Origin of the sequence: Brachybacterium sp. SGAir0954, from assembly GCF_005490785.1 — a bacterium.
Classification (GTDB): Bacteria; Actinomycetota; Actinomycetes; order Actinomycetales; family Dermabacteraceae; genus Brachybacterium; species Brachybacterium rhamnosum.
The window spans coordinates 3,032,015-3,045,769 of record NZ_CP027295.1 but is presented as its reverse complement, the minus strand read 5'-3'; the positions used below and the strand labels follow the sequence as shown (position 1 = coordinate 3,045,769).

Here is a 13,755-nt window from a genome sequence, read left to right as displayed (position 1 = left end):
CCGGTGTTCCGCCGCGGGGGCCGCGTGCGCCCGCTGCGGGGCGCGGCGGTCGACCCCGCCCTCTCCCTCGCGCTCGAGGAGCCCGTGCTCAACACCCTGGGCGGTGCGCGCCTCGCGGAGCTCGCCCGTGCCGGCAGCACCGCCGCCGAGTTCTCCGTGCTGGGCGAGGACGACGCCCCCGAGGGTCTGCTCTGGCACGGGGTGAACCTGTCGCCGCTCGGGGCAGGGACCGAGGCGCTCGAGGAGTTCGGCCGCCATCTCGCGGGCCGCTCCCGGCGCTCGAGCTCCGTGGTGGGCCCGCGGCAGGCGGTCGAGGCGATGTGGGCACCGATGGCGCCCACCTGGGCGGGCCAGGTGCGGGAGTACCGCTGGAGCCAGCCGCTGCTCGTCGCGGACGAGACGCCCGCGGCCCTCGCGGACGTCGGCCTGCGCCGCGCGCGCCCGGGGGAGGAGTCCGCCGTGTTCCCCGCCGCGGTCGCGATGTTCCGCGAGGAGGTGGGCGCCGATCCCACGCGCGGCGACGGCGGCCGCTCCTACGGGAACCGCGTCACCGAGCTCATCCGCGCGGGCCGCACCTACGTCGTCATGCACGACGGGCTCGTGCTGTTCAAGGCCGACGTCGGCGCGATCTTCGGTCCGGTCGCCCAGGTGCACGGCGTGTGGGTGCGACCGGGGCACCGCAGCCGCGGCCTCGGGCGGGCGGCGATGGCGCAGCTCGTCTCGCAGGTGCGCGCGGACCTCGCCCCGCAGGTCTCCCTCTACGTGAACGACTTCAACGAGCCCGCGCGCCGTGCCTATGCGGCGGCCGGGTTCCACGAGGCCGGGGAGCTCTCCACGATCCTGTTCTGAGCGGTGAGCGCCTCCTCACCGGGTGCCGAGCCCCGTCCGGGGCCGGGAGCCGCGGTCGGCGACGAGGAACACGGCGCCGTAGGCGAGGGTGCACGCGGCGAGCGAGAGCCCCGCGAGGGCACGCGCCGCGGCCGCGTCGAGGGCGCCGGTCGTGGCGAGCAGCAGGGCGGCACCCGCGCCCGCGACGCCGAGGGCCGTGGTGAGCAGGTGCAGGCGGGAGCGCTGGACCAGCCGGAACAGGGCGAAGTGCGCTGCGACGACGAGGGCGACGGCGGGCATCACGAGCTCTCCGCGTCCGGCGCGGGCGAGCAGCAGGGTCACCCCGGCGATCACGACGACCTCGATGAGCGCGAAGAGCCCGACGACCGGGCCGGGGACGCCCCTGGACCCGGCGCGCCCTGGAGTCCCCGCCGGCGGGTCCTGGCGCCCGCGCCGGCCGGTCCCCAGCACGGCGGCCAGCGCGACGCCGGCCCCGGCGAGCAGGCCGAGCGCGGAGAGGATCGGAGATGCCTGCCAGGCGTTCGTGGACCAGGCACAGGTCATGACGCCCATGAACAGGGCCATCGGCAGGAGCGGGGTCGCGGGCGAGGGATCAGTGCGCATGACCTCAGCCTCGCTGGGCGAGCGCGCCTCCCGCCGTGGGTGCCGTCATGGCGGCACCGTGACAACGGTCAGGGTCGGGAGGTCAGCCCTCGCGCAGCGCGTCGATCGTGAGGATCGTGTTCGCGGCCGTCCAGGCGAGCGGGGCGACGGCCGCGGGGCGCCCGTCGTAGAGCACCTTCTCGCTGAGCGAGCCGGCGGCGGTGCGGTGCTCGGCGAGCCAGGTCAGGAGCGAGCCCGCCTCGTCGTCGGCGCCGGCGCGGGCGAGGCCCAGGGCGAGCAGGCTCGTGGACGGGGTCCAGCTGATGCCGTCCTGCTTCCAGCGGGCCCCGGGGGCGATGCCGCCGGCGGGCCGGCGGAGCAGGTCCCCGAGACGCGTGAGGTCAGCGGTGGGGACGAGGTCCGCGGCGCCGAGCGCCGTCGGCAGGGCAAGGGCGGAGTCGGCGCCCCCGCGCCGGGCGTAGCGCTGGTACCCGGCCGGCCCGAACTCCTCGCGCAGCAGCGCGGTGAAGGCCTCCGCGGCCTCGGCGTCCCCGCTCTCGCCGGTGACGGTCGCAGCGGCCTGCCAGCCGGCGAGGGTCGTCGCCATCAGGGCGAGCGTCACCGAGCGCTCGCGCAGCTCCCAGTAGTCGGGGGAGACGGGCGGCAGCTGCTCGCCGTGGCCGGTGCCCGAGCGCAGCAGGTCCCGCGAGCGGGTGACGAGGCGCTCGAGCCCGGCGGCGGCGGTCGCGCGCCGCTCGGGGGTCGGCAGCGCCTCCAGGACCTCCGCCACCGCCCAGAGGACGAGCCCGGTCCCGTCGAACTGCGGGGGCCGGTCGTCCGGGGCACGGCCGGTGGCGAGGTCGTAGCGGGCCTCGAACCAGCTCCCCTCCCGCTGCAGGGACTGCAGGTGGGAGAGGATGCCGAGCGCCTCGTCGTGCAGCCCGGCGCGGGCGAGGGCGACCGCGCAGAAGGCGCCGTCGCGCGGCCACAGGTAGCGCCAGCTGCGCGACCATCCGGCGACCGGGGCGGGGGCGTCGTCGCCCAGCACCCAGAGGTCCGCGAGGGCGGAGGCGGCGAGCTCGGCGTGCGCCGCGGGCACCGTGTCCAGCCACGGCCGTGCCGTCGCCATGAACGCGTCGGCGCGGCGGGCGGGCGCGGCGTCCTCGGGGACGGAGGCGAGCAGCCGGGTGCCCGGTCGCAGTCGGGAGGCGGGGATCGAGGAGTCGCCGCCCACCAGGTGGCGGCGACCGTCCGCGGCGATCGCGACGGTCGCCGAGAGCAGCGGCGCCTCGGTGCGGGGATCCTCGCGCAGGGCGAGGGCCCCGGCGCCGAGCGCGCCCGCCCCGAGCAGCCCGCCGCCCAGGAGCAGCGACCGGCGGGCAGGGAGGGAGGAGGTCCCCTCCATGGCATGCACCTCCCTGCTCGTCGCGCGTGCGCACCAGCGTACGTGCGCGCCCTTACCATGGTCCCGGTGCCCGCGCGAGAGCCGGCCGCCCCCCACGTCCGAAAGGCCCCTCCATGATCCGCATGTCCTCCTCGTTCGTCCGCACGCTGCGCGAGGACCCGTCGGATGCCGAGGTCGCGAGCCACAAGCTGCTGGTGCGCGCCGGGTACATCCGCCGCTCCGCCCCGGGTGTGTACACCTGGCTCCCGCTGGGCCTGAAGGTGATGCGCAAGGTCGAGCAGATCGTGCGCGAGGAGCAGGACGCGATCGGAGCCCAGGAGCTGCTGTTCTCCGCGCTGCAGCCCCGCGAGCCCTATGAGGCGACCGGTCGCTGGGAGGAGTACGGGCCCACGCTGTTCCGTCTCCAGGACCGCAAGGGCGCGGACTACCTCCTCGCCCCCACCCACGAGGAGATGTTCGCCCTCGCGGTGAAGGACCTGTTCAGCTCCTACAAGGACCTCCCGGTCATGCTCTACCAGGTCCAGCACAAGTACCGCGACGAGGCGCGCCCCCGCGCCGGGCTCCTGCGCGTGCGCGAGTTCGTCATGAAGGACGCCTACTCCTTCGACGTCGACGACGCCGGTCTCGACGCCTCCTACGACCGTCAGCGCCAGGCGTACCAGCGGACCTTCTCGCGCCTGGGCCTGCCCGTCGTCATCTGCCAGGCGGACGCGGGCGCCATGGGCGGCTCCCGCTCCGAGGAGTTTCTCCACCCCACGCCCGTCGGCGAGGACACCTTCGTGGTGACCGACGGCGGCTACGCCGCGAACGTCGAGGCCGTGACGACCGTGGCACCGGCGCCGCTGTCCGCGGAGGAGATCGCCGCGCTGCCCGCGGCCCATGTCGAGGAGACCCCCGGCGCCTCGACCATCGCGGCGCTCACCGACTTCTCCAACGCGACATACCCCGGTGGCGGCTACGTCGCGGAGGACGGCAGCTGGACCCGCTACGAGATGCTCAAGCACCTCGTCTACCTGCTCACCTACCCCGACGGCAGCACCGAGCCGCTCGTCATCGCGCTGCCCGGCGATCGCGAGATCGACGAGAAGCGCCTCGAGGTCGCGGTCGCCCCGGCGGTCGCCGCGCCCTTCACGGAGGAGGACTTCGCCCGTCACCCCGTGCTCGCCAAGGGGTACATCGGCCCGGCGGGCCTGGGCCTGGAGTCGACGTCGAAGATCCGTTACGTCGTGGACCCGCGGGTCTCCGAGGGGACGCGCTGGGTCGCCGGCGCGGGCGAGGCCGGCAAGCACGTCTACGACCTCGTCTTCGGCCGCGACTTCACGGCCGACGGCATGATCGAGGCGGCCGAGGTGCGCGACGGCGACCCCGCGCCCGACGGCTCCGGTCCGCTGCGCCTGACCCGCGGCATGGAGATGGGCCACATCTTCCAGCTGGGCCGCAAGTACGCCGAGGCGCTCGACGTCAAGGTCCTCGACGTGAACGGCAAGGCCGTCACGGTCACGATGGGCTCCTACGGGATCGGTGTGACCCGTGCGGTCGCCGCGATCGCCGAGCTGCACCACGACGACAAGGGCCTCGCGTGGCCGCGCTCCGTCGCACCGATGGACGTGCACGTGCTCGCGACGGGCAAGGACGAGGCGATCTTCGCGAAGGCCGCGGAGCTCGCGGAGCAGCTCGAGGCCGCCGGCTACGACGTGCTCTACGACGACCGTCCCAAGGTCTCGCCGGGCGTGAAGTTCAAGGACGCCGAGCTCATCGGCATCCCCACCACCGTGGTCGTGGGCCGCGGGCTCGCCGAGGGCATCGTCGAGGTCCGCGACCGCGTCGCGGGATCCGTCCAGGAGGTCGCGCCCGAGGCCGTCGTCGGGACGGTGCGCGCGCTCGCCGACGCCTGATCCCACGGACGGGACGACGCCCGGGGCGCCGACGGCTCAGCCGTCGGCGCCCCGCTGCGTGATGTCCAGGGAGGGCAGCGGATCCATCGCGCCGGTGAGCGGGGCGAGCACGCCCGCCTCCGCGAGCGCGGCCGCGATGCCGAGCGGGCGCCGAGCGAAGGGCGCCGCGCCGGTGAGGGCGAGATGCGCGTCGAGAAGCGCCGTGGAGACCTGTGCGGGGAGCTTCGCCGCGGTGTCCTCGTCGAGGGGCTCGACCGGCAGGGCGTAGACCGCCTTCCGCTCCACCACGGGGGCGCCGTCCTCCTGCGCGGCCGCCGCGAGGGCCGCCGCCCGGTCCCGGTGCAGCGTGCTCGCCTCCTCGTGCGCGGTGCGCTCCTCGTCCGCGGTGCGCGCTGCGAGGACCTCGTGCACGTATCCGGCGTACCACTCCTGGTCCTGCGCCGCCTCGATCGTGAGGTGGTAGTCGGACTCGGCGCCGATGGACGGCGGGTCGGTCTCGGGCACGGTCCGGGTGGGGACGATCTCCTCTGCCGGGGGCAGCGCGGCGACCTCGCCCGATCCGCTCGCCGCGACGAGCCGCAGCGCCGCCCAGTGCACGTGCGCGCCGATGGCGGCGACGGGCCGGGCGAGGGAGCCGGAGACCTGGCGTGCGGCCGCGGTGCACAGCACGCGCAGATCGGACAGCGCCGCGACGAGGGCGGCGGCGTCGGCGGCGGGGGAGGCGGAGGGGGAGACCGTCGCCGTCGGGGAGCCGGCGGCCTCGGCGCTCGCGGCGTCCTCGAGCTCCGCGCCGGTGCGCAGGGAGTCCCGCTGCGCCGGCAGGACGCCCACGAGCTCGGAGAGCACCTCGGCGGCCGCCGCGTCGGTCCCCGGATCCGTCGCCTCCTCGACGGCCCGGGCCCCGGCGAGGCAGGTCTCGAGGGAGGCGAGCAGGTCCTCGCGGTAGAGGTCGTCGATGCCGGGAGGGGGAGGGGTGTAGGGGGCCGGCCCGCCCAGGCGCACCGTGCCGCAGCCCGCGAGCGCGAGCAGACCGGTCGACGCCCCGGCCAGGAGCACGGCGCGGCGCCCCGGCCGCGGCACCGGGGCCGGGCGGGCGGGCGTCGCCCGGCGGCCGGGGGCCGGACGGCCGGGGTCTGAGGGATCGGCGAGCATGCGGAGCACGGGAGGATTGTCGCACCGGAGGCCTCCCGGGGCGCGTTCAGGGCGGTGGACCACTATCCTGGAGCGGTCCCCGCCGGCACCCCGGCGCCCGGACCCCACGCCCCGCCCCGCGCGGGTGCCATACGCAGGAGGAGAAGAGCGCCGATGAGCACCCTCGACCCGTATCCGGCCCTGCGGGAGGCCGCGGAGCGCCTGCTCGCGGACCACGATCTCGTGCTCGAGGACATCGAGGTGCGGCCCCGCTCCGGGACGCCGGAGATCCGCATCGTCGTCGACCTCCCCGAGGACCGCTCGGGCAGCGTGGACCTCGACACCGTCGCCCTCGTCTCCCGTGCGCTGAACGACATGGTCGACGAGGACGATGCGCTGCTGGGCCCCGATCCCGCGCTGCTCGAGGTGACCACGCCCGGTGTGGACCGCCCGCTCACCGCCGCTCGCCACTTCCGTCGCGCCCGCGGCCGCCTCGTCGAGCTGCGCACCGCGCAGGGCGAGGAGCACCGTGCCCGGATCCTCGCCGTGACCGAGGCCGAGGCGGTGCTCCTGCGCCCGGAGGCGGGCCGCGACGACCGCGGCCGGCCGCGCAGGCTGCCCGCCGGCACCCCCGACCGCCTCGAGATCCCCGTGGCCGAGGTCGAGTCGGCACGGGTGCAGATCGAGTTCGACCCGCCCGCCGATCTCGAGCAGCTGCTCGCCGAGGCCGGCCACACCGCACCGAAGGAGAGTTGAGATGGACATCGACATGGGGGCGCTGCGCGCGCTCGAGCGCGAGCGCGAGATCAGCCTGCCCGTGCTGCTGGACGCCATCCGCTCCGCGCTCCACGCCGCGTACCTCCACACCGACCACCCCGTGCGGGACTCCGAGGTGCTGATCGACGAGCGCACCGGTGAGGTCGCCGTCATCGCCCGCGAGCGCGACGCCGAGGGCAACGTCCTCGAGGAGTGGGACGACACCCCGGAGAACTTCGGTCGCGTCGCCGCCTCCACCGCGCGCCAGGTGATCTTCCAGCGCATCCGCGACCTCGAGGACGACGCCGTGCTCGGCACGTACGCGGATCGCGAGGACGACATCGTCTCGGGCATCATCCAGCAGGGCCGCGACCCGCGGATGGTGCTCGTGGACCTCGGCGAGGTCGAGGCGGTGCTCCCGCCGCACGAGCGCGTCCCCGGGGAGGACTACTCCCACGGCAAGCGCCTGCGCGCGTACGTCACCGAGGCCCGTCGCGGCCCCAAGGGTCCCCAGATCACGCTCTCGCGCTCCCACCCGAACCTCGTGCGGCGGCTGTTCGCCCTCGAGGTCCCCGAGGTCGCCGACGGCTCCGTCGAGATCGCCGGGATCGCCCGCGAGGCGGGGCACCGCACCAAGATGGCGGTCCGCGCGACCGTGCCGGGACTGAACGCCAAGGGCGCCTGCATCGGCCCGATGGGCGCCCGCGTGCGCGCCGTGATGAGCGAGCTCAGCGGCGAGAAGATCGACATCGTCGACTACTCGGAGGACCCGACCACCTACGTCGCCAACGCGCTCTCGCCCTCGAAGGTCACGAGCGTCGTCGTGGTCGACGAGGTCGGTCGGGCGGTCCGCGCGACGGTCCCCGCGACCCAGTTCTCGCTCGCGATCGGCAAGGACGGACAGAACGCGCGTCTGGCGGCGAAGCTGACCGGCTGGAAGATCGACATCCACCCCGACGGCCCGGCCCCCGCGGAGGACGCGGGCGCCTGACCGGCGCCGCGGGCCCGGCGGGCCCGTGCGCGGGGTGGTGTGTCGCACGACTCCCCGGTGCCCGGCGCCCCGGGCGTGTCCGCTACACTGGACCAGCTGTCCTTCCAGGATTCCTGGCTGGTCCGTGCCCTCCGGGGAGGCGGATCGTCACCGGGGAGGGCGCTCGGAACGGAGAGGGAGGGACCGATGGCTGGCCCTTCGCCCCACCGCCCCGAGCGCACGTGCATCGGCTGTCGTGAGACGGCCCCGCGCGATCAGCTGATGCGTCTGGTCCGGGAGCCCGCTCCCGATGGGACCGCACCGCAGATCCGGCTCGACCCCCGCAAGGTCGCCCCGGGTCGCGGGGCCTGGCTCCATCCCGATGCGTCGTGCCTCGACCTCGCCCTGCGACGGGGCGGCCTCGCCCGGTCCTTCCGCGGCGCGGTGCGCACCGATCAGCTGCTCGGGGATCTCGAGGCTTTCGAGCCCACCATCCAGTGGAAGTAGAAGAACCCATGGACATCCGATGAGTACTCACTCATGAGCACCCTCTGGAATTAATGGTCCGAGCCCTTCTGTCGGCCGGACCGAGACAGGAGAAAAGTGGCTAAGGTCCGCGTCCACGAGCTCGCCAAGGAGCTCGGACAGCCCAGCAAGGTCGTCCTGCAGAAGCTGCAGGACATGGGCGAATTCGTCCGTTCCGCCTCGTCGACCATCGAGGCACCCGTCGCCCGTCGTCTGCGCGGGGAGTTCCCCGCCGGCTCCGGCGGCTCCACCGCGTCGGCCCCGGCGCCGTCCGCCAAGCCCTCCGGCGCCCCGAAGCCCGGCGGAGCCCCCAAGCCCGGTGCCAAGAGCGCCCCGAAGCCGGGTGCCGCCCCGGCGCCCGCCGCCGAGCAGAAGCCTGCCGCCGAGGCCGCACCGGCCGAGCAGTCGGCTCCCGCCGCCGAGGCCCCCGCCGCGTCGGCCGCCTCCGCCGGTGCCGAGCGCCCCGCCGCGAGGCCCGCCGGAGCCCCGAAGCCGGGCGCCCCGCGCCCCGCGCCGAAGGACGAGCGCCCCGCCGCGAAGGAGGAGCGTCCCTCCGGCGCCCCGAAGCCCGGCGGTGAGCGTCCCGCGCCGCGTCCGGGCGGGGCCCGTCCCGGCAACAACCCGTTCGCCAGCTCGCAGGGCATGCCCCGTCCCGGTCGCAAGCCGGGCGGTGCCGGTGCCGGCGGCCGCGGCCCCCGCGAGGGCGGCGGCGCGCGTCCGGGCAACAACCCCTTCGCGAGCTCGCAGGGCATGCCCCGTCCGGGCGGCCCGCGTCCCGCGCAGCGTGACGGCCAGGGTCAGGGCCAGGGCGCGCAGCGTCCCGGCGGTCCCCGTCCGGGCGGTCCCCGTCCCGGCGGCCCGCGTCCGGGCATGCCCACGCCGGGCGTCATGAACCAGCACGCCCACGGCGGTCTCCAGGACGCCGCGAAGGGCGCCGACGGTCGTGGCCCCCGCGGCGCACGTCCCGGCGGCGGCCCCGGTGCCCGCCCCGGCGGCGGTCCCGGCGGCGGTGGCGGCCCCCGCGGCGGCCGCGGCGGTCGCGGCAGCACCCAGGGCGCCTTCGGGCGCGGCGGCAAGCCCGCCCGCTCGCGCAAGTCGAAGCGCGCGAAGCGCCAGGAATGGGAGCAGCAGCAGGCTCCCGCCCCGGGCGGCGTCTCGCTGCCCCGCGGCAACGGTGCGACCATCCGGCTGCGCCGCGGCGCCTCGCTGTCCGATTTCGCGGACCGCATCGACGTCAACCCCGCATCGCTGATCACCGTGCTCTTCGCGATGGGCGAGATGGCCACGGCCACCCAGTCCCTCGACGAGGACACCTTCGGCCTGCTGGGCGAGGAGCTCGGCTACAAGATCGAGATCGTCTCCCCGGAGGACGAGGAGCGCGAGCTGCTCGAGCAGTTCGACATCGATCTCGACGCGGAGCTCGCGGACGAGGACGACGAGGACCGCCTCCCGCGGCCCCCGGTCGTCACCGTCATGGGCCACGTCGACCACGGCAAGACCCGACTGCTGGACACGATCCGGTCCTCGAAGGTGGCCGCGGGCGAGGCCGGCGGCATCACCCAGCACATCGGTGCGTACCAGGTCGCGGTCGAGCACGAGGGCGCCGAGCGCGCGATCACGTTCATCGACACCCCGGGCCACGAGGCGTTCACCGCCATGCGTGCCCGCGGCGCCGAGGTCACCGACATCGCGATCCTCGTGGTCGCCGCGGATGACGGCGTGATGCCCCAGACCATCGAGGCGCTCAACCACGCCCAGGCGGCGAACGTGCCGATCGTGGTCGCGGTCAACAAGATCGACAAGCCGGACTCCAACCCGGACAAGATCCGTCAGCAGCTGACCGAGTACAACCTGATCGCCGAGGAGTACGGCGGCGACACGATGTTCGTCGACGTCTCCGCTCGCGAGAACCTCAACATCGACAAGCTGCTCGAGGCCGTCCTGCTCACCGCGGACGCGTCCCTCGACCTGCGGGCGAACCCCGACAAGGACGCCCGCGGCGTGTCGATCGAGGCGAACCTGGACCGCGGTCGCGGTCCGGTCGCGACGGTGCTGGTGCGCCAGGGCACGCTCCGCGTGGGCGATGCGATCGTCTGCGGCATCGGCCACGGCCGTGTGCGCGCCATGCTCGACGAGGACGGCACCCCGGTCGAGGAGGCGGGTCCGTCCCGTCCCGTCCAGGTGCTCGGTCTGACCTCGGTCCCCGGTGCCGGTGACAACTTCCTGGTCGCGGCCGACGAGCGCACCGCTCGTCAGATCGCGGAGAAGCGCGAGGCGGCCAAGCGCGCCGCGTCGCTCTCCAAGGTGCGCAAGCGCATCAGCCTCGAGGACATCACGCAGCACATGGCCGACGGCAAGATCGAGACCCTCAACCTCATCCTCAAGGGTGACGCCGCGGGTGCGGTCGAGGCGCTCGAGGAGTCGCTGCTGGGCATCGACGTGGGCGAGGAGGTGCAGCTGCGCATCATCGATCGCGGCGTCGGCGCCATCACGATGAACAACATCAACCTGGCCGTCGCCTCGGATGCCGTCATCATCGGCTACAACGTGCGCGCCGAGGGTCAGAACGCGGAGTACGCCGACCGCGAGGGCGTGGAGATCAAGTACTACTCGGTCATCTACAACGCCATCGACGAGATCGAGCAGGCCCTCAAGGGCATGCTCAAGCCGGAGTACGAGGAGGTCGAGCTCGGCTCGGCGGAGATCCGCGAGATCTTCCGCTCCTCGAAGTTCGGCAACATCGCCGGCTCGATCGTCCGCAGCGGCATCATCCGCCGCGGGGCGAAGGCCCGCATCACCCGTGGTGGTGTGGTCGTCTCGGAGAACATCGAGATCGCCGGTCTGCGTCGCTTCAAGGACGACGTCACCGAGGTGCGCGACGGGTACGAGTGCGGTATCAACCTGGGCTCGTACAACGATCTGCAGCTCGAGGACGTCATCACGACCTACGAGATGCAGGAGAAGCCCCGCAGCTGATCGTCGAGGGTCCGGGTGCCGCACCAGCGGCACCCGGACCTCCCGATCAGGAGGTGACCCGAGATGACCCGATCCCTCCTGGCGCTGCGCGCCCCGTCCGCGAACCGCGTCTACACCTCCGCCGCCGGGCCCCTCGTGCTCGCCGAGGCCCGCTGGGTCCTCGGTGCGCACCTGGGGTCCGGCGTCGCCGTGCGCGAGCGCCCGGTGGGTGGGATCCCCGCCCTCGAGGTGTCCCTGACCGGTGGTGATGCGGACTCCGCGCGCGACCTCCCCGCCCTGCTCTCCACGCTCTCCGCGACCTACGGGCTGTTCGAGCTCGTGGGGGATGAGCCGGGGGATCCGGAGGAGCCGTTGCTCCGGCCGCTCGCGGTCCCCTCGACCCTGCGTCACCGGGACGACCTCGAGACCATCCTGAAGTACCCCGGCAAGACCAACGAGCAGTTCACCGCCCTGCTCGTGAACCTCGCCGCCGCGCTCTCCACGCGCCGCGCCGGACTGCGCGACGGCAGCCTGCGGCTGCTCGACCCGATGGCCGGCCGCGGCACCACCCTGAACCGTGCGCTGCGGCTCGGGCTCAGCCCCGTCGGCGCGGAGATCGACCGCAAGGACGTCGACGCCTACCGGGCGTTCCTCTCCACCTACCTGCGCACCCACCGCTACAAGCACACGGTCGCCGCGAGCCGGCTCAGCGTGCGCGGCGAGCAGCTCGGCACCCGCGTGGACGTCGAGCTCGCGGAGGACAAGCGCGTCCAGCGCGAGACCGGCGGCCAGCGCCTCACGCTGCTGGGCTGCGACACCCGCCGCCTCGGCGAGCTGCTCCCGGACGCCTCGATCGACGCCCTCGTCGCGGATCTGCCCTACGGCGTCCAGCACGGCTCCCGCTCCGCCGGCGGCTGGGACCGCTCCCCGCTGACGGTGCTCGAGGAGGTCGCGCCCCGCTGGCGCGCCCTGCTGCGCGACGGCGCCGGGGTGGCGCTCGCGGTGAACCGGCATACTCTGGGCCACGCCGACGCCTCCCGCGCGCTCGAGGCGGCGGGCCTGCGCCTGATCAGCCACGACGGAGCGTTCCGCCACCGCGTGGACCAGTCCATCGACCGCGACGTCCTGCTCGCGGTGCCCACGACCCACCCGCGGCTCGAGGAGCTCACCGCCCTCGGCGCCGCGACGGATACCCGTCCCCAGGAGGACCCCTCATGACCGAGAACCCCCGCGTGCGGCGCCTCGCCCATCGCATCCAGCAGATCGTCGCCACCCAGCTCGACACGAAGGTCAAGGACCCGCGTCTGGGGACCGTGACCGTCACCGACGTCCGCGTGACCGGGGACCTCCAGCACGCGACGGTCTTCTACACCGTGTACGGGACCGACGAGGAGCGCGAGGGCACCGCCGCCGCGCTCGAGAGCGCGAAGGGCATGCTGCGCCGTGAGGTGGGCCGCGAGACCGGCGTGCGCCTCACCCCGACCCTCGAGTTCATCCTCGACGCGATCCCGGAGAACGCCCGCTCCATCGAGGACCTCCTCGTGACCGCCCGCACCCGGGACGAGGACCTCGCCCGCACGAAGGAGGGCGCCGCCTTCGCCGGCGAGGAGGACCCCTACCGGACCCCTCGTGAGGACATCGAGGACGACCTCGAGGACGACTCCGAGGAGCTCGACGCCGATGACGAGGTGCGCGGGGGCACCACCGCGTGAGCGGTCCCCACGGCATCCTCCTGGTCGACAAGGCGCCGGACCGCACGAGCCATGACGTCGTGGCCCGCGTCCGCTGGCTGCTCGGCACGAAGAAGGTCGGCCACGCCGGCACGCTCGACCCGATGGCCACGGGCGTGCTCGTGCTCGGCGTCGGCCAGGGCACCCGCCTGCTGACCTACCTCGTGGGTCTGGACAAGACCTACACCGCGACGATCCGGCTGGGCCGCGCGACGACCACCGACGACCGTGAGGGCGAGGAGATCGGCGAGGTCGTCCCCGCCGCCCACCTCACCGAGTCCCAGGTCGAGGCGGCGCTGGTCCCGATGCGCGGGGAGATCCAGCAGGTGCCGTCGACCGTCTCCGCGATCAAGGTCGACGGGAAGCGCGCCTACGCCCGCGCCCGCGCGGGGGAGGACGTGGAGCTCGCCGCGCGCGGCGTCCGCATCTCCCGCTTCGAGGTGCTCGGGCGTCGTGAGGAGGGCCCGCACCTCGACCTCGACGTCGTGGTCAGCTGCTCCTCGGGCACGTACGTGCGTGCCCTGGCCAGGGACCTCGGCGCCGCCCTCGGCGTCGGCGGCCACCTCACGGCGCTGCGGCGCACCGCGGTCGGCCCCTTCGGAGTGGACGAGGGTCTGCATGTCCCCGCCCGCGGCGAGGGCGACGACGTGGAGCTCCCGCTGCGGGGCCTCGGGACGACCGCCGCGGCGGTCCTCCCGACGATCACGGTCGACGAGTCCGGCGCGTCGGACCTCGCCGTCGGCCGGCCCCTCCCCGGGGCGGAGGGCACCTCCGAGCAGCCCGTCGCGGCCCTCGACGCGGCCGGCGCCCTGTGCGCCGTGGTCCGCGCCGAGAAGGGCCGCTGGAAGCCGCTGCTCGTCGTCCCCCTCGACGCCCGGAGCTGAGCGGAGCCCGGCGCCGCTCGGCCCGCCGTCGCTCGCTCCGTCCCCGCCGCACGCACAGCGCCCCCGCCCGGAT

Annotated in this window: 12 protein-coding genes; 9 read left to right on the top strand and 3 right to left on the bottom strand. The window is 74.6% G+C overall.

Annotated elements, in window-relative coordinates:
- Positions 1-3: 3 nt before the first annotated feature.
- Entirely contained in the window at positions 4-849 is an 846-nt protein-coding gene (locus C1N80_RS13665; protein WP_137771276.1) for a DUF4081 domain-containing GNAT family N-acetyltransferase, read from the top strand.
- 15 nt (positions 850-864) lie between these two features.
- Here the strand turns inward: C1N80_RS13665 and C1N80_RS13660 are convergent, their stop codons facing one another.
- Together C1N80_RS13660 and C1N80_RS13655 are read right to left on the bottom strand one after the other, a co-directional pair.
- Positions 865-1,452 carry a hypothetical protein gene (locus C1N80_RS13660; RefSeq protein ID WP_137771275.1) on the bottom strand — a complete coding sequence of 196 codons (588 nt, stop codon included), beginning with the start codon at positions 1,450-1,452 and terminating at the stop codon, positions 865-867.
- Positions 1,453-1,534: 82 nt separating this feature from the next.
- Complete coding sequence (locus C1N80_RS13655; protein ID WP_240811144.1) at positions 1,535-2,836, bottom strand: hypothetical protein; 1,302 nt, start codon at positions 2,834-2,836, stop codon at positions 1,535-1,537.
- A gap of 113 nt (positions 2,837-2,949) precedes the next feature.
- On the opposite strand from C1N80_RS13655, the gene C1N80_RS13650 reads away from it, so the two are divergent.
- Positions 2,950-4,731 carry a proline--tRNA ligase gene (locus C1N80_RS13650; RefSeq protein WP_137771274.1) on the top strand — a complete coding sequence of 594 codons (1,782 nt, stop codon included), beginning with the start codon at positions 2,950-2,952 and terminating at the stop codon, positions 4,729-4,731.
- A gap of 36 nt (positions 4,732-4,767) precedes the next feature.
- On the opposite strand, the gene C1N80_RS13645 is transcribed toward C1N80_RS13650, so the two are convergent.
- Complete coding sequence (locus tag C1N80_RS13645; RefSeq protein ID WP_137771769.1) at positions 4,768-5,883, bottom strand: DUF4439 domain-containing protein; 1,116 nt, start codon at positions 5,881-5,883, stop codon at positions 4,768-4,770.
- A gap of 153 nt (positions 5,884-6,036) precedes the next feature.
- Between C1N80_RS13645 and rimP the strand changes: the two genes are divergently transcribed.
- The 7 genes from rimP to truB all read left to right on the top strand — a co-directional run bounded on the left by rimP (position 6,037) and on the right by truB (position 13,682).
- Positions 6,037-6,618, top strand: coding sequence for a ribosome maturation factor RimP (gene rimP, locus C1N80_RS13640; protein WP_137771273.1), 582 nt, complete (start codon positions 6,037-6,039; stop codon positions 6,616-6,618).
- 1 nt (position 6,619) lies between these two features.
- Positions 6,620-7,609, top strand: coding sequence for a transcription termination factor NusA (gene nusA, locus C1N80_RS13635; protein ID WP_137771272.1), 990 nt, complete (start codon positions 6,620-6,622; stop codon positions 7,607-7,609).
- 186 nt (positions 7,610-7,795) lie between these two features.
- Positions 7,796-8,095, top strand: a complete 300-nt coding sequence (locus tag C1N80_RS13630; RefSeq protein WP_137771271.1) for a YlxR family protein — start codon at positions 7,796-7,798, stop codon at positions 8,093-8,095.
- Between the two features lie 96 nt (positions 8,096-8,191).
- Positions 8,192-11,089 (top strand): translation initiation factor IF-2, encoded by a 2,898-nt coding sequence (gene infB, locus C1N80_RS13625; RefSeq protein ID WP_137771270.1) that lies wholly within the window; start codon positions 8,192-8,194, stop codon positions 11,087-11,089.
- Between the two features lie 63 nt (positions 11,090-11,152).
- Positions 11,153-12,286, top strand: a complete 1,134-nt coding sequence (locus C1N80_RS13620; protein WP_137771269.1) for a TRM11 family methyltransferase — start codon at positions 11,153-11,155, stop codon at positions 12,284-12,286.
- A complete protein-coding gene (rbfA, locus tag C1N80_RS13615) occupies positions 12,283-12,780 on the top strand; it encodes a 30S ribosome-binding factor RbfA (protein WP_137771268.1) in 498 nt (165 codons plus the stop codon). The genes C1N80_RS13620 and rbfA overlap by 4 nt, the downstream gene beginning before the upstream one ends.
- Complete coding sequence (gene truB, locus C1N80_RS13610; protein WP_137771267.1) at positions 12,777-13,682, top strand: tRNA pseudouridine(55) synthase TruB; 906 nt, start codon at positions 12,777-12,779, stop codon at positions 13,680-13,682. Before rbfA ends, truB begins: the two co-directional genes overlap by 4 nt.
- The last annotated feature ends 73 nt before the right edge of the window (positions 13,683-13,755 follow it).